21 protein-coding genes and 1 tRNA gene are annotated in these 25893 nt (G+C 38.1%); 6 read left to right on the forward strand and 16 right to left on the reverse strand.

Translation table 11 applies throughout. The annotated features are described in order from the left end of the window. Positions 1-59 precede the first annotated feature (59 nt). Together VB733_RS16045 and VB733_RS16050 are read right to left on the reverse strand one after the other, a co-directional pair. Positions 60-1784, reverse strand: coding sequence for a diflavin flavoprotein (locus VB733_RS16045; RefSeq protein WP_323341063.1), 1725 nt, complete (start codon positions 1782-1784; stop codon positions 60-62). A 158-nt stretch (positions 1785-1942) separates the two neighbouring features. After that, positions 1943-3661: a diflavin flavoprotein gene (locus tag VB733_RS16050; RefSeq protein ID WP_323341064.1), complete on the reverse strand. Its 1719-nt coding sequence runs from the start codon at positions 3659-3661 to the stop codon at positions 1943-1945. A gap of 364 nt (positions 3662-4025) precedes the next feature. On the opposite strand from VB733_RS16050, the gene VB733_RS16055 reads away from it, so the two are divergent. Continuing rightward, a complete protein-coding gene (locus tag VB733_RS16055) occupies positions 4026-4901 on the forward strand; it encodes an AIM24 family protein (RefSeq protein WP_323341065.1) in 876 nt (291 codons plus the stop codon). A 13-nt stretch (positions 4902-4914) separates the two neighbouring features. On the opposite strand, the gene VB733_RS16060 is transcribed toward VB733_RS16055, so the two are convergent. Together VB733_RS16060 and VB733_RS16065 are read right to left on the reverse strand one after the other, a co-directional pair. After that, positions 4915-5676, reverse strand: a complete 762-nt coding sequence (locus VB733_RS16060; RefSeq protein WP_323341066.1) for a DUF5995 family protein — start codon at positions 5674-5676, stop codon at positions 4915-4917. A gap of 149 nt (positions 5677-5825) precedes the next feature. After that, positions 5826-5898: transfer RNA gene (locus VB733_RS16065), tRNA-Val, on the reverse strand. Positions 5899-5998: 100 nt separating this feature from the next. Between VB733_RS16065 and VB733_RS16070 the strand changes: the two genes are divergently transcribed. Further along, entirely contained in the window at positions 5999-6127 is a 129-nt protein-coding gene (locus VB733_RS16070; RefSeq protein WP_323341067.1) for a hypothetical protein, read from the forward strand. A 252-nt stretch (positions 6128-6379) separates the two neighbouring features. On the opposite strand, the gene VB733_RS16075 is transcribed toward VB733_RS16070, so the two are convergent. Beyond that, a complete protein-coding gene (locus tag VB733_RS16075) occupies positions 6380-8137 on the reverse strand; it encodes a tetratricopeptide repeat protein (protein ID WP_323341068.1) in 1758 nt (585 codons plus the stop codon). A gap of 331 nt (positions 8138-8468) precedes the next feature. On the opposite strand from VB733_RS16075, the gene VB733_RS16080 reads away from it, so the two are divergent. Next, positions 8469-8918 (forward strand): response regulator, encoded by a 450-nt coding sequence (locus tag VB733_RS16080; protein WP_323341069.1) that lies wholly within the window; start codon positions 8469-8471, stop codon positions 8916-8918. 13 nt (positions 8919-8931) lie between these two features. Here VB733_RS16080 and VB733_RS16085 read toward each other — a convergent pair whose 3' ends face one another. Continuing rightward, positions 8932-10830 (reverse strand): ABC transporter ATP-binding protein, encoded by a 1899-nt coding sequence (locus tag VB733_RS16085; RefSeq protein ID WP_323341070.1) that lies wholly within the window; start codon positions 10828-10830, stop codon positions 8932-8934. 20 nt (positions 10831-10850) lie between these two features. Beyond that, positions 10851-11495 carry an ATP phosphoribosyltransferase gene (gene hisG, locus VB733_RS16090; RefSeq protein WP_323341071.1) on the reverse strand — a complete coding sequence of 215 codons (645 nt, stop codon included), beginning with the start codon at positions 11493-11495 and terminating at the stop codon, positions 10851-10853. Positions 11496-11746: 251 nt separating this feature from the next. Between hisG and rppA the strand changes: the two genes are divergently transcribed. Further along, entirely contained in the window at positions 11747-12433 is a 687-nt protein-coding gene (gene rppA, locus VB733_RS16095; protein WP_323341072.1) for a two-component system response regulator RppA, read from the forward strand. Between the two features lie 392 nt (positions 12434-12825). On the opposite strand, the gene VB733_RS16100 is transcribed toward rppA, so the two are convergent. Then, positions 12826-13995, reverse strand: a complete 1170-nt coding sequence (locus VB733_RS16100; RefSeq protein WP_323341073.1) for an ISH3 family transposase — start codon at positions 13993-13995, stop codon at positions 12826-12828. 229 nt (positions 13996-14224) lie between these two features. Here VB733_RS16100 and VB733_RS16105 point away from each other — a divergent pair, with 229 nt between their 5' ends. Continuing rightward, entirely contained in the window at positions 14225-15424 is a 1200-nt protein-coding gene (locus VB733_RS16105) for an IS4 family transposase (protein WP_323341074.1), read from the forward strand. Between the two features lie 466 nt (positions 15425-15890). Here the strand turns inward: VB733_RS16105 and VB733_RS16115 are convergent, their stop codons facing one another. From VB733_RS16115 to VB733_RS16130, 4 genes are all read right to left on the reverse strand, one after another. Continuing rightward, complete coding sequence (locus VB733_RS16115; protein WP_323341075.1) at positions 15891-16334, reverse strand: hypothetical protein; 444 nt, start codon at positions 16332-16334, stop codon at positions 15891-15893. 567 nt (positions 16335-16901) lie between these two features. Continuing rightward, positions 16902-17216 carry a DUF4276 family protein gene (locus tag VB733_RS16120; protein WP_323341109.1) on the reverse strand — a complete coding sequence of 105 codons (315 nt, stop codon included), beginning with the start codon at positions 17214-17216 and terminating at the stop codon, positions 16902-16904. A 66-nt stretch (positions 17217-17282) separates the two neighbouring features. Further along, positions 17283-17405 (reverse strand): hypothetical protein, encoded by a 123-nt coding sequence (locus VB733_RS16125; RefSeq protein WP_323341076.1) that lies wholly within the window; start codon positions 17403-17405, stop codon positions 17283-17285. Between the two features lie 237 nt (positions 17406-17642). Next, positions 17643-18686: a 1-acyl-sn-glycerol-3-phosphate acyltransferase gene (locus tag VB733_RS16130; RefSeq protein WP_323341077.1), complete on the reverse strand. Its 1044-nt coding sequence runs from the start codon at positions 18684-18686 to the stop codon at positions 17643-17645. A gap of 544 nt (positions 18687-19230) precedes the next feature. Between VB733_RS16130 and VB733_RS16135 the strand changes: the two genes are divergently transcribed. Beyond that, positions 19231-19788 (forward strand): hypothetical protein, encoded by a 558-nt coding sequence (locus VB733_RS16135; protein ID WP_323341078.1) that lies wholly within the window; start codon positions 19231-19233, stop codon positions 19786-19788. A gap of 29 nt (positions 19789-19817) precedes the next feature. Here VB733_RS16135 and mazG read toward each other — a convergent pair whose 3' ends face one another. From mazG to speA, 4 genes are all read right to left on the reverse strand, one after another. Further along, entirely contained in the window at positions 19818-20639 is an 822-nt protein-coding gene (mazG, locus tag VB733_RS16140) for a nucleoside triphosphate pyrophosphohydrolase (protein WP_323341079.1), read from the reverse strand. 33 nt (positions 20640-20672) lie between these two features. Further along, complete coding sequence (locus VB733_RS16145) at positions 20673-21254, reverse strand: metal-binding protein (RefSeq protein ID WP_323341080.1); 582 nt, start codon at positions 21252-21254, stop codon at positions 20673-20675. 160 nt (positions 21255-21414) lie between these two features. Beyond that, positions 21415-22419 (reverse strand): sucrase ferredoxin, encoded by a 1005-nt coding sequence (locus tag VB733_RS16150; RefSeq protein ID WP_323341081.1) that lies wholly within the window; start codon positions 22417-22419, stop codon positions 21415-21417. 1224 nt (positions 22420-23643) lie between these two features. Continuing rightward, a complete protein-coding gene (gene speA, locus VB733_RS16155) occupies positions 23644-25665 on the reverse strand; it encodes a biosynthetic arginine decarboxylase (protein ID WP_323341082.1) in 2022 nt (673 codons plus the stop codon). Positions 25666-25893 lie beyond the last annotated feature (228 nt).

Genomic DNA, 25893 nt, shown 5'->3' on the forward strand with positions numbered 1-25893 from the left:
CAGTTATCTTTGGCAGTTAGAACTCAGAATTCGGCTGAAGAATAATTATTCATGGCAGCTTAATAATAACTACCAGACTTACGGTGATGAATAGCTGTCATCGCATCAGGCTTAAGTAGCTTACCATTATCAACGATCGCGTACATTACCCAATGATCACCGCATTCCATCCGCTTACTAATGGTACATTCCAGATAAGCAACAGCATCCTCTGCTAAAACAACACAACCGTTATCAGCCGTAGCGGTGGCAAACCCAGCAAATCTATTTTCTCCTGGGGCAAAACTCTTACGGAAGTGTTTCATATATTCCTGATGCTTGCCTTCCGCGAGAATATTCAAGGCAAACTTGCTACCAGAATGTAATAATGACTCAATTGCTCGTTCCTTGGCGATCGCAATTGTCAATCCTGGTGGGTTAAATGTTGCTTGTGATACCCACGCCCCCATCATGGCGGTGGAAATTTCTCCTTGCTGTGCCGTAATCACACATACCGAGCCGATGATACGACCGACGGCTTGTTCGATAGGGCTGGCGGCTGGTTGGGGCAATCTGAGTTTCCTCGCACGTTTTAGGGTTTGGGCAAAATCAATTGCCGCTTCTTCGCAATCTTTCAGTATTTTGTCGGATGGTTTAAATCTAGCACGTATCGTTTCAAACCCAAATTTAAAACCTGCTTCCTTGAGTTTACCTTCGATTAAATCAAATGCTTCCCCACTCCAACCGTAGGAACCAAATACACCCGCTAATTTGTTATTGTCACCAATAGTTAAAACTGTGCCCAAGGCGGTATGAATCGGTGTGGGTGCATGTCCACCAATAGTCGGAGAACCAATAATAAAACCTTCCGATTTTTGGACTGCGTCCTTAATTTCGTCAGCCTCAGCAAATTCACAGTTGATTAATTCGACTGCCACACCACCCTTAGTTAAGCCCAATGCGATCGCCTGTGCTAAGGTTGCTGTATTTCCATAGGCGGAAGCATACAATAAGGCAACTTTAATCTCCCTCTCTGCCTGCGATTGACTCCATTGTTTATAGGATTTGATCAGTTCCATCATGCCGTAGCGCAGCAGAGGACCATGTCCGGGAGCAATGAGACGAACTTGATAATCGGCAATCTTTTCTAAGGCAGCTTTGATGTGGACGGCATTTGGAGCCATGACACTATCATAGTAATAGCGCTGGTCTTCCTTAAATTTGCCCCAATCCTCATCAAATATTTCATCACCGCAAACATGGGCACTAAATAACTTATCGGTGTAGAGTATTTGTGTTTGCTGGTCGTAGGTACATAGCCCTTCCGTCCATCTAGGGCTGGGAGTCGGGATAAATTTGAGGACATGACCTTTACCCAAGTCGAGAGTTTCCTTACCCCGCATCGCCAATACTTTGAGATTGGGATTTAAATTGGAGTTAGAAAAAGCCGTTTTCAGATAATTTGCACCCGTAACCGTAGTTACAAAAGTTACATCTGGAGCCATTTCCATCAAGAACCGTAGTGTTGGCATCCGGTTCGGATTAAAATGACCAATGATGACATAGTCAATTTTTTCTAATTCAAAGCAACGACGGATTGCTTCCTTATATATTTCCGTAAAACTTTCCGAAGGTGGGTCAATAATCGCGATTTTGTCAGCTTGGATGACATAGGAATTTGACGTTGTACCCCGAGAAAGTGCATATTCAATTTCAAAACGTAGTCTCGTCCAACTGCGCGATCGCAATACTGTGGTGTTGGTAGCAATTGGCAACACCTGTACGTCACGAGGATTTTCGCTCATATTTTATTACTATTTATCTGCGTGTGGAGGGATGAGAAAAAAGGATGTGGAGATGTGGAGACAGGAGAGAAGCTTAATTTCTTATCCCTCCCTATGAAGGGAGGGACGGTTTTTGCATAGCAAAAACTAGGGAGAGGTTCCGTCGAACTCACATCTAATTAGTAATAATTACCAACTTTGCGGTGACGAACTGCCGTAACACCATCCTGTTTCGCAACTTTACCTTCTGTGACGGAACAGTACATAATCCAATGGTCGCTACATTCCATGCTGTCGGTAATTTCGCATTCCACATATGCTAGGGCTTCAGTGAGAATGGGGCAGCCATTTTTAGCAGTTTGGGTTTTGACTTCCGCAAACCTATCAGCACCGGCAGGTAAACGCTTCAGGAATTGTCTTTTGAGTTCCTTGTAGTTGCCTTCTTCGAGGACGTTGAGGACTATTTTGTCACCAATTTGCATAAAGGCTTCAATCGCCCTATCTTTAGCGACAGCAACGGTAAAGCCCAGTGGTTGCAAGCTTGCCTGGGCTACCCAAGAGGCGAGCATCGCACTTTTTGCACCGTTTTTCTGGCTAGTAATGATATACAAACCACTACTAATCCGTCCCAAGGCTTTTTCCATGTTGACATCAAGGGATTTCACCTGCTTGATGTTGCGATCGCGAACCAACAATTGTCCAATATCAGTCCCAGCTTCTTCGCAGAGTTGGAATGTGTCTGGATTGGGACTTTCTTTGATTTTGATGGCAGAAAATGCTTCCTTAACACCTTGTTCGGTAAATTGTCTGCGTAAAGAATCAATTGGTTCGTCGTCACCACCAAAGGATTCAAATAAACCGACAAATTGTTTCTCTTTAGCCACCGCCAATAAGGAGCTAACCCCAGCTTGTGCCGCTAAATTACTACTGGGTGGCATCCCCACAACTATACCTGCTGCACGTCCGGCAAGTCCCTGAATCTCCTGGACATCAGCATTGCTCAAGTCGAGGACTTCGACACCCACACCTGTTTTTTGGATGCCGTGGGCGATCGCATGGGCAAGTTTATCACCATAGCCGTACCCAGCCACATAAAACATGCCAACGGTGGTTTCTGCTTTGGCTTGTACTTGACTCCAGTTCTGATATCTTTCCCGGAGGAAATCGAGGTGGTGATATAGTAAGGGTCCATGTCCATTGGCAATCATTTTAATGTCACCAAGTTCCCGCATTTTCTTCATTGCATTCAACAACGAACGGGCATTTGGTCCCATCAAACAATCGTAGTAAAAGCGGAAATCAGGCTCGATCGCTTCCAAATCGACATCAAAGGTATCATCGCTACAGTAATGCATCCCAAATGCATCACAGGTAAATAGGGTTTTTGATTTGCGATCGAAGCTAAAAATGGTATCGGGCCAGTGTAAATTTGGCGCACTCACAAATTCAATTTCGTGACCATCACCTAAGTCTACAACATCCCCCGACTTCACAATCCGCTTACTGAAAGGGTCGTGAACTAAATTTTCCAGGAATTGTAATGCCACTTTTGATGCAAGTACAGTCGCTCTCGGCGCTAACTGAAGCACATCTTCGACCAATCCACTATGGTCGGGTTCGGTGTGACTGACAATAATATAATCAATTGCTTTGGGATTAACTAAGGTTTTTAGCGTTTCTAAATATAAATCGCGAAACTTGCTATGGGAAGTATCAACCAGGGCAATGCGATCGCCTTTAATTAGATACGAATTATAGGTTGTACCGTTTTGTAGACCAAATTCAATATCAAAGCGATCGCGATCCCAATCGAGCGATCGAATCGCCGTGATATTGGGGGCAATTTCAACAGTTTGTATAGTTAAACGACGTTGGACGTTCTCTGTGACAGCTACCATGATTTGTCTCCGAAGCACCAATCATCTTATAGTTTTGCTGTCTTTATTTTGCTCATAAATATTTTTGTAAAGTTGTCAAGTATTTTAGTTTTCTCAAAAGTCAAGATGTATTCAAAATATCTATTTTTGGGAAATTCTCTATACTCAAAAACTGTTCATCAAGATGTCTTTTACTATGACGCATATTATAGCGATTCATAGTGTAAATTTATATAAATATTTATGAGAATATTTCTGAAGTACATAAATTGAGGAGCGAGGTGAGAAAATGCTGAATTTCCATCGCTCACAACTTGGGAAACATTTCGCTAAAATTATCTACACTGGTAGTATTGCTGACTAAAATTAACCAGAGGAATTTACTGTGGACAATCTGGAGGAAAATCGGTTTATCGAACCTTTCCATCGCCAAAAATCAACATCAAGGGTAGAAGTGCTTGATTGTGTTTCTGGAGACAATTTCAAAGTCGAGATTCTTGGTTATAAATCATTATCAGGTATTAATGACCCGGAAACCGCGCAAGCAATTTATTACGCCAATCAAGTGGGGATGCAACTCAAACAGGTAAAAATCACCCTGCAAGGCGGAGAAGCGCAAATTGAAGCGGGTGCATTGCAATATTTATATGGACATATTCAAATTGAAAGTAAGGCTGGGGGAATGGCTGGTTTAGGAAAAGCCATGCTCAACAAGTTCATTACCAATGAGTCGGCGTTTATTCCCCGCTATCAGGGACATGGCTGTATTTTCCTCGAACCTTGCTTCAGTCATTTCTTGACTTACTACCTCAATAACGAAGAAATTATTTGCGATCGCGGTTTGTTTTATTGTGGTGAAGGTTCCCTGGAAATTAGTGCGGCAATCCAAAAGAATGTTTCCTCAGCTTTGTTTGGTAATGAAGGTTTATTCCAAACTAAGATTCGCGGTACGGGGATTTGCGTGTTTGAGTTACCTGTTCCCGCTTCCGAAGTTCATTGTGTGCAGTTGAATAACGAAACTCTGAAGGTGGATGGTAATTTTGCTTTAATGCGTACTGGCAAAATTGAGTTTACCGTTGAAAAATCCACAAAGACTATTTTTGGGACTTTGACGAGTGGTGAAGGATTATTACAAACCTTTCGGGGTACTGGTAAAGTTTGGTTAGCACCAACCCAAAGTGTTTACGAACAAATGCGGGTGGCTGGTATTGATAGTTTAACTCATGCACCAAAGTCATCAAATAATTGGACTGATTCCTAATTCTCAGTATTCATTAAATACTCACGATTCTATTCAAAGCATCAATAATCAATGGTATTTCATCACTTTCAGATGATTTAACTATTTCTATAGCTTTGTCGATGATGCGACTGGGACTAGCAACAATATGCCCTAAAAAGGCGACTTTTTGATCCAGTGAAATAATCGTTGCTTGCTGCTGTTCTGTTGTTTGTTGTACCAGAATTTGTGCCTGATTCCAAGCTTCTTGACGTGCTTTTTTGATGCTAAAACTGATGATTGCTTCATCTGTGATACCACCAACCTTATCCAAAATTTCCAGAAACGGGGAAAATTGATTGACAACATCCTGAATGGGGTTGAGCAAATCGACAATGATATTATTTATTTTCTCAAAATCACCTGCAAAATTTTGTAATTCTTGCTCTGGACAAATTTCTGCCGCTACAATTCCTAAATCTAAATTAATATGAGCATTAATACCCAATAAAAGGTGCTGAAGAATGATAAAATCGGGTTGTAAAGCTGCTTCAAATGAAACTTTCCAGCTTTTTGTGGGTTTACCACCACTTCTGTATGTATCGATCGCAACTAAATAACGGTTTGCAAATGTAGCAGCAAATTGATTCATGCGATCATAATCATCAAAATGATTACTTTCCATTCCCATTTTAATCTTGAGCGTCACCTGACGATATAATGCAGCAAAGAAACCAATACGATCGCGCGTTAAAGTTGCTTCAAAAATAATCGAGTCTAATGTCTTGATTACCTCGTCAATATTTGTCGTCAGCATTGTTGTATTTTTAACTACCTAGTATTGCTTTAGCCAGAATACAACTATCCGGTAGTTATTTTGTTGATGCAACTGATGAATTTGTTAGCGATCGCATTAAAAAAGGTTAGAGAACCTGTAGGTTTTATCTCTAACCTCAATTTACTGAATGGGCAGTACCAGACTCGAACTGATGACATCCTGCTTGTAAGGCAGGCGCTCTACCAACTGAGCTAACCGCCCGTTTTGTCTCACAAGAACTAATATTAGCAAAGTTTTTTGAATTGCGCTAGTCTTTCGGAAATTTTTTTTTGCTGAGGAATCGGAACTGGGGGATGGGGAGATGGGGGGATGGGGGGATGGGGAGACGCGGAGATGGGGAGACGCGGAGATGGGGAGATGGGGAGACGCGGAGATGGGGAGATGGGGAGATGGGGAGAAAAATGAGCTATTACTGATTAGCCGGATTTGATATCAAATCTGTAACTTGGGAGCATCTGCAATTTTCTCAGTCAAGAGTTATTTGCAGAAACTTATTTAAATTGCCTCCACTCAGGAGGCAGAGCCTTGGAACAAGTTACAAGTCATGTCGCAAAAACTGTATGAACTCTTATCCCCTAAAAATGCACAGAGTCAACAGCCTAGTTTCCGGGTAGATGTTCTTCACGGAAAACTCCGGGGCATCTTGCCTGCGCCTTATATACTAAATTAGATGCGTCACAGCCTATTCGGTTTGTAATAAAGCTTGGAATGCGGGATTTTCACGAATTTTATCAAAGTCTGAGTCTGTTTTCGCATCGTTAAGATACAAATCTGGATTCAAACTAATGGCTTTTTCTAAGTTGTGGATTGCCAGTTCTAAATTATTTTCCTGAGCGTAGCAACAAGCAATATTGTAAAAAGCGGGAGCAAAATCTGGCTGAATTTGAATAGCTTGCTGGTAAGCTGGAATTGCTTCTAGATGATTTTGCGTCGCAGTTAATGCTAAACCTTTCTGAAACCAGGAATCTGCATCTTCTGGTTTGCGTCTGAGGGTTTTTGCCGCATTTTGTTTTGCTTGTTGAAATGAAATTTTTGCTTCGTTGTCACGATTTAGTTTTTGTAATATCAAGCCACGACGGTTCCAAATATTGGCATTCTCTGGCTGATATTTGAGCTTTGTATCGTAAATGGCGATAACCTCTTCATATCTTTCTAACTTTTCTAAAAGCTGGACTAAATTATGCCAAGCGTTAGATTTTGGCTCTATCTTTAAAACCTGTTGATATGCATTAATCGCTTCTACATCATGTTGTAATTGACTGAGGGCATCACCCTTCCCATACCAAACAAAACTATTATTTTTATCTATGGCAATTGCTTGCTCGAAATCTGTCAGTGCTTGTTCATAATTTTCCTCATCCAATAACAAATAGCCTCGCTGACATAAAGCATCTACATAATTTGGTTGAATTTCTATCGCTTTATTATAACTATCCAATGCTTGATTAATTTGCTGCATCTCTGCAAAAATAATACCTTTGTAATACCAAGGTTCACCCACATCAGGTTGCAACTCGATCGCTTTATCGTAGGAAACTAGTGCATCTTCATAACGTTCCAGTCGATACAGCCCATAACCACGCATCATCCAAGCACGATTATAACTGGGTTCTGCTGCGATCGCTCGATCTAAAATTGCGATCGCCTTTTCGTATTTTCCGTCAGAAATTAACTGAGTCCCTTTTCTATATAAATCTTTACGTTTATCGCGAAATAACCACAGCAATGCAATTAAGCCTAAAACTATATATTGTGCGTGGGTTCTAAACATAGAACCACCAACATCAACAAAAATATTGGGTATGGAAAGAAGTGAAATAATACTATCGCTGATATTCCGCAAAAATTGACCAAACGGGCGATAAAACCAGAGTAAAGCAATTAAAATCCAGAATCCATAGGAACTAAATTTCTCTAACTTTTTATTAATAGCAACTGGCAACCAAGGTTGAATTATTCCATATCCATCTAAACCGGGAATTGGTAACAAATTAATGAAAATTACGTATATATTCAGAAAAATCACATAGGCAATGCTCAGAATTACGCTGATGTAGAGACTATTTTCCCCATTCCTTTCCAGATTAAATTCCTCTTGATTCCAAATAGCATGGAATAACACGGCAAGTGTGATGACGACAAAAACTTCCGCTACACACCCAGCAGCAGAAACGGCACTATTCCACCAACGACTTCGTAGTTTCTGAGTGTTTATATATACAGCGCCACCTGGCAAGGCAAATCCACCCAGCATGAGAAAAAATAGAGGGAAGAGGAGACTTAAACCTGGGTCGGTATACTTAAGAGGATTTAGAGTTAGGTATCCTTTCTCTTTGACTGAAGTATCTCCACCCCAATATGCCACAATCGCATGACCAAATTCATGCAAACATAGGGAAATCATCCAACCCAGACAGACGAATATTGCGACTAGCCACATGGAATTTTCAGTTTTAAAGTTTAAATTTTAAAGTTTCAATTTTTGGTTTACAGTGAGTTTATAAAAACAATCTTAAGTTTTGGCATTATTTTGTGAGTATGTACTACAGCTAATATTTTTTAATTCTTAATATTATTTTTATGGATCAGGTTTCAATCCTTAGTATATACCTAAATACTGGAGTGTCTAATTTTCCATTGAAAATATGCGACTTTGAACATATCTAAAGTTAGAGGACAGTTACTTACAAGCTTAGGGATAATAAACAGTTACTTACAAGCTTAGGGATAATAAATTTAACTAAAACCAAAATATCAATAGAATAATTATTATGTTTAAATTTCAGTCAGAAATGGATAGTCTAGAAAAGTATATTCTCATAGTTGACGATGTTCCCGACAACTGTTGGATGCTACAAACATTTTTAGAAATGGAAGGTTATAAAGTTAAGATTGCAAAAGATGGTTATGAAGCCTTAAATGCGATCGCATCTCATCCACCAGCACTGGTATTATTGGATATGATGATGCCTGGGATTACGGGGTTAGAGGTGGCAAAAAGAGTTCGCGAAAACCAAAAGCTGCCTTTTATCCCCATTGTGATGCTAACAGCTTGGGAAAATTTATCGGAGTCGATTGATTATGATAGTAAAGTTGATGGCTTAATTACTAAGCCAATTGATTTTGAGCAATTGTTTGCCAAAATAGAATCCTTCTTACCTGCTCGCCCGCAAGAATATGTGAAAGCCTCCCAGAAAAATCATGTAGAAGTGAGAATGTAGATTCTTTGACTCTCTACTGACTTCCTAACATCTGCAAGTTATGCAGAGTCGCATACAAGCCACCTTGACTGACTAAATCGTCATGACTACCTTGTTCGATTAATTCACCACGCTTTAATACAAAAATTCGATCTACATTCCGAATTGTCGATAAACGGTGAGCAATAATAATTGCTGTTCTTCCTAATAATAATTCATCTAAAGCTTCTTGAACTAAAGCCTCAGTTCCCACATCCAAGCTTGCAGTTGCTTCATCGAGTACCAAAACTTGCGGATTCCGAATTGCTGCACGGGCAAAAGCAAGCAGTTGTTTTTGACCACTTGATAAATTTGTCCCGCGTTCGCGCATTTGAGTATGATAACCTTGGGGAAGCTGTTCGATAAATTGTGATACATTTGTCTTTCCGGCGGCGGCTTGGACTTCTTCAAATGTGTAACCGTCACCCAATGTAATATTACCCTTCACATCCCCAGCAAAAATAAATCCATCTTGGAGAATTACCGCTAAATATCGCCGTAATTCGCCTTGGGGAACATCACGAATATCAATACCATCGACAAGGATGCGTCCTTTTGTGGGTTCGTAGAGACGACATAATAGCCGAATAATCGAGCTTTTACCTGCACCAGTGGGACCAACTAAAGCAATTTTTTCACCTGGATGAATGGTAAAATTTAGGTTTTTAATGACATAGTCGTCATCTTTGTAAGCAAACCACACATCTTCAAATCGGATTTCACCACGGGCAGCTTCATTTTCGTGATTTTCAACAGTATCGAGGTTTTCGATGATTTCATCAATGTACCCAAATTCAAATCCAGCCAGAGTGCGAGAATTTACTTTATCCCGGATTTCAATGGGTTCATCTAAAATATCACTCACCCTTTCAATTGCGGTAAAACCTGATTGAATGACGGTAAATTTTTCGGCAAATTGTTGCAACGGTTCAAATAATTTTTGAGCGTAGAAAATAAACGTAGATAAGATTCCGAATGTTAATTGCTCTTTGAGTAGCAACCAACCCCCAATCAATAAAACTCCCGCAACAGCAATTAATGCAATCCATTCCAAGGTTGCGGAAACAGAAGAGTCAAAAAAGATAGTTCGATCTACTTCTCTGACATAATCTTTGTTAGTTTGGTAGAATAGGCGACTATTGAATTTTTCCCGTCGAAATAACTGTACAACCCGAATTCCCGTGATATTTTCTTGGAGTTGTGAATTTAATCCCGAAAGTTCTTCCCTGGCTTTGTAATTGGCTCGGCGATATTGCTGTTGGAAGTAGATAATTAATAAAGCGATGGGAATGAGTATAATGATTAAAAACAATGCCAATTGCCACTGAATTGAAAACATAAATCCGGCAATCACTAACATTGAGAATAAATCAGCGATAATACCAATCGCCCCAGTTGAAAATACATCTCCTAAAACTTCAACATCACTAGTTAATCTTGTAATTAATTTACCTACAGGAGTACGATCAAAAAAACGTACCGCCAACGATGTGACATGATGGAATAAATCTTGGCGAATTGAGGCAGTAATTTTTTGTCCGACTTGCTGGATGAGATAACCCTGAATCCCGTTCAGAAAAAGTTTGATAAGTACCGTTATCAGTAAACCGATTTCAACAACATATAACCCTTGCATGAGGGTATCGCGTTGGAAAAACCCATAGGTACTAGGTTCATTGCGGATGAGGGAAATTGCTTGTCCAATTAATAACGGTTGTGCCGCATTGGCGATCGCGATCGGTACTAACATAGACATAGCGATGATAAGCGATCGCTTGTGTTGTTTAGCGTAGGGTACTAACCGTAAAAATAACCGCCAATCGGTTTCACGACGACGGTGGGCTGTATTGTGGGATTTGGCAGGAGATTTACCAGGAAATGTAGTATTGCTCATAACAGCAATTATATAGATTTTTACCCACTAACCAATATTGCTTCCCGCATCTTACTAATCAAATCACTCATATTACCCACATTCAAACGATAACTTAAAGGATGAGCAATTAATCTGGCAGTGCTTTCATACAGAGTTTCAATCTCAATTAAGCCATTTTCCTTCATCGTTCTTCCAGTGGAAACAATATCAACAATCGCCTCAGATATACCCGTAATTGGACCTAATTCTACTGAACCAGATAAAGGAATAATTTCCACAGGTAAATCCAAATTTTGGAAATATTCACGGGCACAATTGACATACTTTGAGGCGATTCTCACCTGTGCAGGTAAATCTAAACTCGAACGATACGTACTCGACTCTTTCACTGCTACAGATAGGCGACAATAACCAAATTTTAAATCGACTAAATGAGCCACATTCGGCTTTTTCTCACGCAAGACATCATATCCAACAATGCCCAATTGAGCCTGCCCATAATCTACATATACGGGAACATCTTGCGCCCTCACTAGCAATCCCTTGGCTTTTCCACTTGCATCGACAATTTGCAACTGCCGAGTTCCTGAGTCTAGAAAAGCGCTAAAATCTAATCCAACTGTTTGCAGTAGGCGAATGCTATCTTTTAAAAGTCCGCCTTTCGGCAATGCGACGGTAATCATAGGATTTGAGATTTTAGATTTTGGATTTGAGATTTAGATCAGAAATCAGAGTTATCAGCAATTATTGTATTTTTAGAGTGGCTGGAAAATGCTTTTTTCACTCTGTTAACCAATAATTTTAAATTTTTAATGCTGCATTCTGAATTAGACCCGATTTTTACACCAGTAATATTTGATTTTATCACCAGTAATATTTGATTTTATCAATAGTGTGGCTCAAGTTTTACTAATCCCCAATTTAAAATCTGATTATGCGAATACTCTTAGTTGATGATGAAGCCGAATTAACCGACCCACTAACTCGCTTACTGAGTCGCGAGGGCTATAATGTCGATACAGCATACGATGGAACTAAGGGCAATCAGTTAGCGCAAAGTGATAATTACGACCTTTTGATTTTAGACTGGATGTTACCCGGAAAAACAGGACTGGAAATTTGCCAAGAATTGCGTCGCCAAGGGAAAACCACCCCAGTATTGTTTCTCACAGCCAAAGATACCCTTGATGATAGGGTGGAAGGTTTGGATGCTGGTGCGGATGATTATTTAGTCAAACCCTTTGAACTGAGGGAGTTGCTGGCTAGGGTACGTGCATTGTTGCGTCGTTCAACTACGCCCACGCAGGAGGCAACTACAGAAAAATTAATAGTTGCAGATTTAGAACTCGATCGCGAAAATCAAGTAGCATATCGTCAAGGTAGAGTCATCGAATTATCGGAAAAAGAGAGTCAGTTATTGCAGTATTTTATGGAGAATACCGGACAATTGCTAACTCACGCCCAAATTATGGAATATTTATGGAGTGAGGACGAACAACCTAGTAGTAATGTGATTGCAGCTTTGATTCGCCTGTTGCGGCGGAAAATTGAAGTTACAGGGGAAATGCAATTAATTTACACTGTTTACGGTAAAGGTTATCGTTTTGGCATTTCGACATAATTAATTTGTTGAGAATTTCAGTAAATCACAAAGTTTCTTTCAATAAAAAGAAATTACGAAAAGATGTAGCTATATATACAATTATTTTAAAATAAACCTTAAATTTTAGAAACAAATAGATTATATTTACTTATGCATGATTTGCTACGAGTAAGATATTTAATTAAGTTTTAATATCTAAATAACAATAAATATGAATTAAACAAACTCGAAGAGTGTGGTGAATTCAAACTCTTCAATAAAGATGATAAAATAGAAATTAATTCCAGCACAAAATTGACTTTCTATGACTGACTCGAAAATCTTATATTTATTCAATGTAATTTATCGCTAATTAATCAGCATTCATTATTAATGTTCAATCTCGGATGAATGCTGACTAAAAAGCTTTATTAATTAGATGGGATATAAATATTTCGAGCCGTTAAATATTTTTGCTCAATAACTTGACGTAAAAAAGCAAGCATTTGCTTTAATCCAAATAGCTTTAAAAAAATTATTCTTTTACCTTTTCGAGGGCGACTAACTTTAAACCAGAGAAGATAAATCCAGATATTAATAAGAATGAAAGAGAGACCAACAAATGGTAATCTTAAAGCAGGTTTTTTATTATTAGTTCTAATACGACAAATATTTTTTAGTCTATAACTACTTTCAATTCCAAATCTTTTTCTATAATCTTGATGCACATAACTTAAATTAACTTTTACGTTATATACAACATAAGCAAAATATTCTACACCACGTTTTTTTCTTTTTCCTTTTCTATATTTACAAACAATCCATAAATCAAAAGTTACATCATCATCTTTACCTCTGCTCATTGTATAAGTTTTTTTAGAACTACTTTTACCTTTTAAAAATTGTTTTATCCCTTTTTTCTTTCCTCTTCTAATCGCTGGCATTATAAAAGGAATATTTAAAGCTTTGAACCATATAATAACAGGAACATTAAAGAAACCTCTATCTAAATAAAGGCTCTTTATATCTATCTCTAAATTACTAATTTCAGCTAGTAAATAGGTAATTATAGCGACACTTGTATCACTCCAACGAACTCCTCTAACAGCTAATGTAACTCTTTTATTTTTGGTTATTATATATAGAGTCGCGTAAGCGTAAAAAGAACAAGTCCCAAGTTTGGCTTCACTTCTATAGATATATTCTTTTTCGTTTTCGTCTGGTTCCCCATAATAGGGAATCAAATTTAAGTCAATTGCTATTTTGTGACGACCTTTTTTAATTCGATGGGGTATCCGACTTTTTAAAGCTTGATTGATTTGACTTTCAAGCTGCTCAAAATTATTGATTTTATTCAAGTGATACCTAATATCATTACCCGATGGGCTTTGATTTAAAACTTTGCTTGTATTTTCGATGCTATCACCGATGCTTGCCGCTCTTACTAAAATCTCAAATAGATTTTTTTGATTAAAAGCTCCTTGGGTTTCAATCGTAAAATTTTCAGTTAAACAATCTATAACTTCGTCTAATGTTTCCTCGTCTGTAAGAGCTAGTTTTTTTGATATCATTGTATTAAAAGAATAAATGTCACCCTTCATTTAATTTAATTCAAGAAGACATAACTCTCATAATTTTTTGTAAAAAGAAATATTTTTATTTAAGAAAAATTATTATTTTTAATACCCGACTGTGATAGAGATTCTAAAATGTAATTCATAAAAACTTCTTAACGGGTGACAAGGCGGCTCAAGATGAGATGTGGCAATAATTTGAGAAAATAAAGTGGTAAAAAAATAGGGGGAATTCATCCCCGCTCAAAAAAAATAAATGTTGCCACAATCATACCAAACTATCTTCCGAAAGCATTTGAGTGAACAGCAGTATCTGACGCTAGAAGTATTGTTGCTATTGATACAAGCACATCGACAAGTAAAGCTCTCCACATTGGCTAGTTTATTTCCTCAACCAATAAAATATGAAAGTCGTAAACGCAACCTGCAACGGTTTTTAGTTGTAGGTAAATTCTGCGTTAAATTATTGTGGTTTCCATTGATAAAATATTGGATTAGACAAGAGCAAACAGGAAAAAACATCAATCGAGAACAACGCCGTTATCTGAAAAAACAAAAGCATAAAAAATATGGTTATTGGATGATTGCTATTGATAGAACTCAATGGCAAGGACGCAATTTGTTTATGGTTACTTTAGTGTGGGGTACTCATGCATTACCCTTGTATTGGGAGATGTTGAACCATGTGGGTAACAGTAATTTCTCAACTCAAAAGCGTTTATTAAGTGTAGCTCTTAAGCTGTTGAAGAACTATCCGGTTCTAGTATTAGGAGACAGGGAATTCCATAGCCCAAAACTCGCTCAATGGCTTGATGAAAGGGGAATATCCTTTGCTCTACGTCAGAAAAAAGACCTTCATTTTCAAGAACATTCTGGTGAAGAATATCAAGTCCTGAAAGAGCAAGGATTTAAACCGGGAATGTCTCAATTTTATGTAGGAGTGAGGTGCAATAAAGGTGATGGTTTGGGTCTGTTTAATATAGCTATTTATTGGAAACGAAAATATCACAAAAAAGGTCCGAAAGAGCCGTGGTATATCTTAACTAATCTCCCAACTCTGAAACAAACTTTAGAGGTTTATCGATGTCGGTGGGGAATTGAACAATTCTTCAAGGATTGCAAAACTGGAGGATATAATCTAGAGGATGCTAAAGTGAATGAAACTCGGTTTTTATCCTTAGTATTACTAATTGTAATTGCTTATAGTTTGGCGACAATACATGGTCAACAGATGCAAACACTAGGGATCGAAACTTACGCTGGACGTATTCAAGAACACAAGGACAAGACCCCACGTCAGAGCGATTTTAGCTTTTCTCTTTATGGACAAAGATGGATATATGGTATGGAATTATGGGCAGATTGGGCTTTCAGGTTGATGGCACTCAAACCTCATAAACGGCTCTATTTTCAGCGTGGATTTCATGCTCTATCCCTTATGAAACAAGCTGTGTAGCTATGTTGTCACCCGTTAAGTAAAAACTTTATCTATTATTGATTTTTAAACATAATAAAAACTTATAGACTAAGTATTTAAAGTTACTTGCCTATACTTGGTGATTGAATGAGCATAAGCCTAGTAAAAAACTTTGTGATTTACTGAATCTGTTTAACAGCAGATTTAACTCCGCCAGAACCGATGGAGCATAAGCTTTCTTGGGAAAAATACTCGTAATTGACAATTCGTTCTGAATGCTTTTTGATGTAATTAATCAAGTTTTGGGCGGACTTTTTTTTCAAATCTGCATATTTTATTACACTGTGTACACACTCCATGCACGAATAGCTTCCTTTCTACCCCGATTTTTTGAGCGGATACCTATTATCTACCTTGCTATGATCCGTATTATGGTGAGGCGATTGGCATAACATTTGACTTCTAAAACCTTTTCAAACACCCTCTAAGTGATGAGGATTTTTTGCTACTCTTTCAATTGCTCAAAGAAAAACTCTTTATGCTGAAATCCAGCAGGACATTCAGTTTTACCAGCAGCTAGAAAAGCGTATTTGCTCAACATGAATTTTGCATGTTCCATTCCTTGAGGGGAATGCTTGGTTACAATATTCAAGCTGTCCTTGGGCACAATAGCTCGATTAACAATCACAATTGGTGAATTTGCATTCACACGCGCAATTGACTGAAAACGAATTACACTGTCATTATCGCGTATAATTAAAAAGCCATGCATTTCGTTCTTGGAATTGATACAAGAACCAATGTAAGCGTTACCAGTCCGTGGCAATTTTGAAGAAAAAGCTGGATATTCAATGTTAGCAACCTTGATACGTTGAGCATTAGCAGTTTTGACGGCTGTCAATAACAATACTCCAGCGACCAAAACTGATGAAAGCAATTTACTTTTCATGAGAAAATAGTACCATTAGATGTACTTAATTAGACTGAGAAACGCTACGAAATATCACTTACAATAAAAATGACATTTATAAAACAAGAATAAACCTAAATACAGGTAATTTTACAGTTAACACAAAAACTTTAAAAAAACTATTTAGTATCTTTAAAAAATAACAATAAAATGTAAGTATCTACAAGCCTAAAAAATGGTTAGCATAGACAAACACAATAGTTTTAGAGTCAGTTAGTAAATATTAAATAAAGCTAAATAAATTAGCTCCTAAAGATACAGCAGATTGCAAGTTTATAGGGTACATTAAGCAAACCAAATCGTAAAAGCTAAACACTTTCCCTTCCATTGCTGTACCTCACTTACCTGAAAAGTACTGAAGATATCTTATGCCGCTCTAAAATTAACCCCTACACATATCTTCCACCTTCTCAATAAGCTCGGAAACAAACCTAACTGCTTGCGATAAATCAAGGCTTTCAAGTCCTAATTTTCTCAATAGTCTTTTGGTGCAAGATGTCAGCCTACGCTTGCATTAAACGATTCCAAGCGATAAAAACCTAATTATCAACGCCCAATTTCCTCTAACCGCGAAAGCCACTGATGAAAATGTTGACACTGCCCACGAATGGCATCTAAACCAATATCCATCGCTATCAAGGAGCCATGCAAAGGATTGTCATAACCTGGACATGAGCGTAAAATCCGCTTAGATGGTGCAGTTTGCGGATCATCGTTAATATGTTCTGGTGATGGAAATTCATTGCGCTCTGCCTGTAAACCTTCAACCACATTTTGGTCAAACCACGCTAAAAATGCTTGCGGAGAGGTGTATAAAAGCCCTTCAAACTCATGCACCGGTAAATTAGGAAGAAAATTCAGTAAACCAAAAAGTTTTTTCTAAAAAGGAAATTATCAACAAATTTGTATTGTGTAATACTTTTTCTCTTAATTCATCTCACCAGCAGACAGTCCTTGAGTTTCAATCGGAAAATGTTCTATCAAACACTCAATAACTTTATCCAGCGTCTCTGAGTCGCTGAGAACCAATTTTTTTGATGAAATAGTCATTTTTTGTCCGAAAAGGTAAATGCTACTTCCATCATTTCATTTTTAGAGACACCTCAATGTGTTATAAGTTCTTATTATATATTTGGTAAAATAAAGCACTTTAATATACGTAAACATTTATTAGCGATCGCCATTGAGAAAAACTTTTTGGTTTACTGAATTTCTATTCCTGATTTTCTGGCAGATTTTTTGGTAAGCCAGGGGATTAAATTTTTCTTGAAATAAACCTGATATTTATCAAATACGTTCATTAATTTGCATTTGCATATATTCGCGTAACTTTTGTGCTTTTTGATAAGCTGCTGAACGTTTATTATCTAATTCACTATCATTGAGATTTACATTTTCAACAGGTTGAATAAAATAATTTAATTGCGATCGCATTGCCCAAACTCCCATTGAGGGGAAAAGAAAAAACAGAATAATTAAAGGTGATAATGGGAAGAATGGCATTTTTAATAATCGCTGCAACCAGCGAACATTGATTGTGAATGGATGCAATTTTTCATTGCCAATACAAATAATAGGAAGAATGGGAACTTGGTAATTTTCACTTAGTTGAACAAAGCTAATATCAAAAGTTTGTAATTGATAACGTTTTGCCCATCCTTTCATGGGACCACGTAAACCTTCGGGTGCATAAAGTACATTTTTATGTTCTTGAATTGCTGCTTTAAAACTATTGCGATCGGCGCGCACACCACCTAAAATTTTTGACCATCCACTAGGTAGCCACCACTCCATCAAAGCATGGTCAAATAATGCTGTACCCGCTAATGGTTGAACTATCCAATTATATTTTTCACTGAGTAAATAAGCCAAGGTAATAAAATCCCAAGGAAAAGACATCCCCGCATGATTCATAATCACAATGACTGGTTCTTCTCTGGAAATATTTGCAATGGGCAAATTTTCAAGTTGATGTAATTGGGCTTGAAAATAATGTTTAACAATGGGGGCTAATATTTCTTGACGAAATAACTTTTGGTAATTGGGATTAAATTCTTGATTATTATTAGTACCTGGCGAGCGAAAACCTAAACGTAACCAACGAATGAATAATGCTAAATAAAATCCCAAGGGAATTAAAAATAAACAATATTCAAACCATTTCCAGCCATCTGGCTCCGAGTGATAATGTTGCCAATGACGATTAAATAAGATTAACCAACCTGGTGGATACCATAAACAAAACCAGTCTAACCAAGTAAATTGATAACCCTCAATCTGAGGATTTTTAAGTTGAGTATTCAAAGGACTTTTTGAATCTGGATTCATCACAAATATACAAATATACAAATATAAACAAACTGAAGTTTGAGTTCAGAAATTATACCTAATCTGACATGGCAAGATTAGAAATTGCTCCTTTTAGTTAAGCAAACTAAATATTTGATTTAAATAGACATTCTGTGGTTAGGAATCATATAAAAATTAAGTAGTGCAAGCCTCTCGCTTGCTATTTCCCAAAGGTGGATGCTCCCGCGTGAGCGCGGCTCGACTGAGGGCTGCCCACATTACTGGTTCAATTTATTTTTACACGAATACTTATATATTCTTTCTATCTTTGGATAGACTAAATTTCTACCTGTATGCAGATACATGAATCAAAATTTATGAGGTTTGTGTTCTGACATCTAATAATATTCGTACTCAATTTTCAGAGTCTTCTCCTTTGAGAGAATAATTATTAAATTTATGTAACTACCGTCTCCTGTCTTTCTAAGAAATCTCTCATACAATTTTTAAGAAACTTTCACAAACAAACCCTACTGTAGAAGTAGTCAAGGCTTACGAGTCCATTCACATCAACTAGGGTAGTTCCATGAAAATTACAAACATATTAGCGATCGCTACTTTTACAAGTCTGAATCTTGCTATTGCTCCTGCTATAGCTGAAGAAATCTCCTGTCAAGGTTCTCTGGGAGCCATCACTGTTGATAATGTGAAAGTACCTTCTGGTAAAACATGTACTCTCAATGGTACTCGTGTCGAAGGTACTGTTAAAGTCGAGTCTAATGCCACGCTGAATGCCAAAGGGGCAAGAATTAAAGGAAATGTCCAAGGTGAAAATGCTGCTGCTGTGAATGTTTTATCGAATTCAACAGTGGGGGGCAGCGTACAAGTTAAACAAGGTCTGGCGGCGAATGTTTCCTCATCTACTATTAATGGAGATATTCAATTTGATGAAAATAGCTCTCGGATAGTGGCAAACAACAACCGAATTGGCGGTAATTTGCAGGCAGTTAAAAATACTGGTGGTATCCGCATTCAGAGTAATCGTATTAACGGTAATCTGCAATGTAAAGAAAACCAGCCCGCTCCCCAAGGCAGTGGTAATATTGTTCAAGGTAGCAAGGAAGACCAGTGCGCTAGTCTATAGAGCAGTTTTTGGTGGTGTTGGGGTAAAGTTTAATATTGCTGTTCTTGCTTTTGCTGTGCTATCTGTGCCTTGGCTTGTTGCCAAAGTGCTTCCAATTCATCCAAACTATAATCAGTTAAGGGACGATTTGCAAAAGCTTCCATTTTCTGTAAACGCTGAATAAAGCGCTGATTTGTTCCTTGTAATCCTTGACTAGGGTCAAGTTGATACCATCTAGCAACTTGAATCAGAGAAAATATTAAATCACCTAATTCAGCTTGCTGTTCTTCGGGTGTTTCGTGAATTAATGCATGTTGAAATTCTTGTAATTCTTCGCGAAATTTATCCCAAACACCATCAATGTTTTCCCACTCAAAGCCAGCTTCAGCAGCTTTTTTAGAAATGTTCATTGCTGCTGTTATCGGTGGGAATTTGCGCGCATAACTACTTAATTTACTACTCAATAATTGTTTTTCTGGTGCTGCTTCTCCCTTTTCTGCGGCTTTGATTTCTTCCCAATTTTTGCGAACATCATCAACATTTGTGACAGACACATCACCAAATACATGGGGATGGCGACGAATTAACTTTTGGGAAATTCCTTCCGCAATTTCTTTTAATGTAAATTGTTGGGATTCACTAGCTATTTGTGCTTGCAATACAACTTGTAATAATAAATCTCCCAACTCCTCACAAATTGCTTGATTATCCTCACTTTGAATCGCATCCACCACCTCATAAGCTTCTTCAATCACGTAGGGGGTAAGGGTTTGTGGAGTTTGCGCTAAATCCCAAGGACAACCACCATCTGGATTTCGCAATTTGGCGACGACATCGATTAATTCTTGGAGTGCTGTTAATGTATTTGTCATTGGTTATTGATGATTGAGTATTACGTAAATAAATTACCGTTTTCTTTTTCCGATTCTTCTTTTCCCTTTCCCCTTTCCCCTACTACTTTTTGGAAGTATGCCGGCAATTCCTTGTTTTTTAAACCGCTTGTAAGCTGAACCAGTCCAATCGCTGAGGGAATGACTCATTGCACCAACTTCTAACCCTAAAAATAACGCGAAAAATTCTGTTTTATATTTGGCGATCGCACCTAATATACCATCACCCAACCCCTGCCAATTCAATGGCATATTCCCGACTTTCTCGACAATCAATAATCCTAATGTCGTAATAACACTCAATAATATAGTGATATAAATAACTCGTATCGTCGTACCAATTAACGGACCATGGGAAAAAACCGAACGATGTCGCAGACTCTTTTGATATGGCAACCAAATCCAGCGCAACCATCCCCAGCGTTGAAACTGTCGCGAGTAAATATCCAAATCGGGACCAAACATTAATCCCCCTAACATAAACCCCGTCGCCACCAACAAAGTCAGGTTGCCACTGCGCGTTTGCCAAAAGGTAATCGCAACGACGATAGGTAAAGTCCAAATTGTAATGCGATCGTGCGTCCGTCCTGATGGCATAAAGGGAAGGAGGATGAATGCTGAACTCTGAGTAAGTATATTACGTTTACTAGGAAAAAATACTCTAAGTTCAAGCTACACCTTGACAATATTCCAGAGTCATATCAAGTCCAGCTAATTCTCCCCATCTTTGCATCAGCTTTTTCAGACAAACCGGATATCACGTACCAGTCGCATAACTTCTATTTTGTTGTAGACTCACAACCTTTTCGGAAGCCTTCCACAAACTAGTAACAGAATATTTTGTAAATACCGATTCCTTAGTCGCACCACAAGAACTTTTTAATTCTACAGTTTTCGCATCATCTCTAACTAAATGCGCTCGATGACAATAGGTACAACCATCGGGTTTTTCAAATGTTATTTCCGCCAAAATATTCCCTTTATCTTGACTCTGTTCAACAATTCTCCCTGTGACTTTATACTTGAACCAATCCCAGCCATAACGAAGAATCAATTCCCTTTCCAACACTTGAATTTCCGGCGGTAAAATTCCCCAACCTCGGTAAATTTTACTCAAACATTCAATATCACCAGAGTGCATCAAAACAGATTTGAAATCATCTTTTTCAAACCTGCCATAATACCTTCCCTCTGGTAAATCTATAACGGTAGGTGCAAATCTATGCCCACCAAAATGTGTTGATTTCCAAATACGCACATTATCAAGATGCGAATCAGCAATCATTTCTGACGCATAAAAATAAAAAGGATTTCCATAACGCGCACAACAGCGATCGTGACTTCCGTGAGCGCAGACTAAAATATCCCTAGTGACATGTGCTTCTAGGTCGCAAATTGGCAGTTTTCCCCACAGCCACGCTCTAATAATAGGGGTGACATCTTCTATACTTGGTAAATTAAATTCTTGCTTCCTATAGCCACTTCCCAGTCCTTCTTTTCGCTGGTAAATTAGCAATGTCGTACTACTAGATTTATGTGATAAATTATTCGCAATTAATAAAAATTTTATTGGTAATCTAGCTTTTTTAACTTCTTCCACCAGCGATTTTAAATTACTCGGAACCCACTTAGAATTAAATGCATCCGATACCCAAGGAGGTGGACATTCTATTAATATATAAGCCTGACAATTGGCAGCGCTACCAATAATATCCTCCCCAAGTTTTTGGGAATTATCAGAACAAAAAACATTATTATCCATTGTACTTGTAGTGTATTGATGTGATTTACGAACAAAGGATTTTACCGACAGAGATACTTTGATTCGCTCATACCTCAATGCATTCAGTAAACTTTCTATGGCAAATTGATACCAATAAACAAAACTTTAGAACATACATAACTTGAGAATTGAATTTTGGCGATCGCAGAGCGTACTGGAGAGTTATCGCTCTATTCCATAATCATCATCTACTGGAAATTTATCTCGGCAAAATTATTTTTACAAATATTTAAGCGCAATCTAGAAATTAAATAATTCCCTCCTCAATCATAAAATTTAAACTTTTCTTACTGTTGTCGCCAACAATACGATATTTGACTGAACTGGCATAAATTGAATTTATTTAAACCTGTATAAAAATCAGTTTTGAGAAAATTTGCGTTTTTCTCAGATTCTCTCACCGTATTTAAATGTAATCTATCCATCTACAGATAGATTATCGGTAACTTTTAGCAACACACGATTTAAGTATTTCTGAGCATAAAGTTTTATTAACAAAAGTCTTATGTCTTTTCGCAACATCAAAGTAGGAGATTCACTACTATTTTGCTCGCAGACAATAGTCAATTCCTGGACTCAGGAAAATTGTTTAGTTATTTTTGCACTGTTATCCTTGTTCTCCTCCTGAATATTGGATCAAGACTGGATTCAAGAACAGACTAAAAAGTGTAACTTGAGCCATGCCTAGACTCTAACTCAAGTCAATAATAAATGCAAGCAATTGCAAATAATTCTCTTTTATATCCAGAAATATAGAACATGATTTCTTGGCTAAATGCCTTGAAACAACCTTTTCAAGAAAGTAATCCTATATATAGAAGTAAATCTATGTCTAAAATTTAATACTAATTTTTATTAATAAAATTCCTAATATCGTTTCTCCAAAATCTGGCAACACATTAATCTTTGTGTCTCCCTATTCCCGCGTCATCATCTGTGACTTGATATATCGTCAAGCCCCCATTCTGTAAGTGTCTGCATGACGATGAGTGACTCCAAGCAAGCCCTAAATAATCAAGCGTGAAAATCGCACATTTAGTATTCGTGTAAAATAAATTGAACAAATAGTACGGGCAGCGCGTTTGGGAAATAGCAAGCGAGACGCTTGCACTGCTAATTTTTACATGATTCCTTAGGCGAAACTGGTAGAAACATATATCCCCGACTTTTTTCAAAGCTGGGGATATCGATGATTTTACGAATCTACGAAGAAAGATAAGTGTACCTACTTAAACTTTGCTCATATGTCTGTAACAACCTTTGCGACTCAGCCAATGTAATCCGCTTTTCTTCTAACGCCAATTCGCAGCGCTGACGAATATTTTCCACCATGTCTTCAGCATCATACTGCACATAGCTCACCACTTCGCTCATGGTATCACCCTTGACAACATGCTCGATTTGATAACCTTTCGGTGTCAGTTGGATATGAACCGTGTTGGTATCGCCAAAGAGGTTGTGTAGATTACCCATAATTTCCTGGTATGCACCATTGAGGAACATACCCAAATAATAAGGCTCTCCACGTTTGTATTGATGTAATTCCAGCACAGGTTTGACATCCCGCAAATCGATAAAATTATCGATTTTACCGTCACTATCGCAAGTTAAATCAGCCAATATTCCCCGTCGAGTTGGTTCTTCACCCAAGCGATGAATTGGCATAATCGGAAATAACTGATCGATCGCCCAACAATCGGGTGCTGATTGAAACACTGACAAATTGACGTAGTAAATGGAAGCCATGATTTGCTCGATATCTTCCATCTCATCGGGCACGTATTCATGCTGACGAGTGAGGTAAAGAATTTTATGACAGCAAGCCCAGTACAACCGTTCAGCCTTGGCACGTTCCGTGAGGCTAAAAATTCCCAGTTTGAAACGACTAATAGCTTCTTCCTTAAATTGGGTTGCGTCGTGGTAAAGTTCTTGATAATTATCGTTATTAATCGATTGGTAGGTTTCCCAAAGGTAATTAATAATGTGGGACTCTCCTTCCTTGGGTGGTTCCGGTTCTTCCCGGAGAACTTCGCAAGTGCTGAGAACATCAAAAATTAATACCGATTGATGAGATGCGATCGCTCGTCCGCTTTCACTAATTAGGGTTGGTACAGGTATATTCCGCTCAGAACATGTATCTTTTAACTCCGCCACAATATCATTAGCGTAGTTTTGCATGTTGTAATTTTTGGATGCATAGAAGTTGGTTTGGGAACCATCATAATCAACCCCCAAGCCGCCACCAACATCGAGATACTTCATATTTGCACCCAATGCCGCCAATTCTACATAAATTTGGCTAGCTTCTTGGATAGCATCTTTAATTACATGAATTGCAGATATTTGCGAACCGATATGGAAGTGTAAAAGCTGCAATGAATCCATTAAATCAGCATCTCGCAACTTATCCACAGCTTGGATAATTTCGGGAATACTCAAACCAAACTTGGCTCTATCTCCCGATGAAGTGCCCCACCTCCCCATACCTTGGGTACTGAGTTTGGCGCGCACACCCAATATTGGTTTTATCCCTAACTGACGATTAGCTTCAATTACCAAATCAACTTCTTCAACTTGTTCAAGAACAATAATTGGTGTTTGCCCTAATTTAGTCGCCAGCATCGCCGTTTCGACATATTCACGGTCTTTATAACCATTACATACCAATAAAGCCCCAGGAGTATCAAGTAAAGCCAAGGCAATCATTAATTCTGGCTTGGAACCAGCCTCTAAACCAAATTGATGGGGTTTGCCAAACTTAACTAAATCTTCGATGAGGTGACGCTGTTGGTTGCATTTAACAGGAAATACCCCACGATACACACCAGGATAATTGTAGCGGGCGATCGCCTTGGCAAAGCAAGCATTTAACCGTTCAATTCGATCTTCCAAAATATCGGAAAAACGAATTAACAAGGGTAATCCTAAATTACGCTGTTTGATGGCATTAACCAACTCAAACAAATCCAGCGAACCACCCCTATCACCCTTCGGGGAAACTGTGATGTGTCCGGCTGCATTAATCGAAAAATAAGGTTGTCCCCAGCCCCCAATACGATACAAATCTTCGCTATCTTCAATTGTCCATCGGCGGGCGGTATTTGACTCACTACTTGGTAAAAGCAGTTGTTTTTGCTTGCGCTTGTGTTCCATAGAAGCCTTTTTACCATTAGCGGCTGGAGGCTTTTGCACCTCATCAGTTGTAGTAGTTGACTCAACACCCATTTCTTACTAAACCTCTTCTTTTCACCCACGAATCTACAATGTAACGCATTCACTAGGTCAGTGAAAAACACTTTTTTATTGGGAATGCTGTAGGGGGGATTGGCTATGGAAAATGATTAAAAAAAGATTAACGGTAGGTAAATAAAAATAGTGATTCGCCACCAACTAATAGCTAAACCATTGACAAAGAGCAAACGACGAAGGACAAATAACAATGGTATATAAACT

Origin of the sequence: Calothrix sp. UHCC 0171 (assembly GCF_034931845.1) — a bacterium.
In the GTDB taxonomy this organism is placed as follows: Bacteria; Cyanobacteriota; Cyanobacteriia; order Cyanobacteriales; family Nostocaceae; genus Brunnivagina.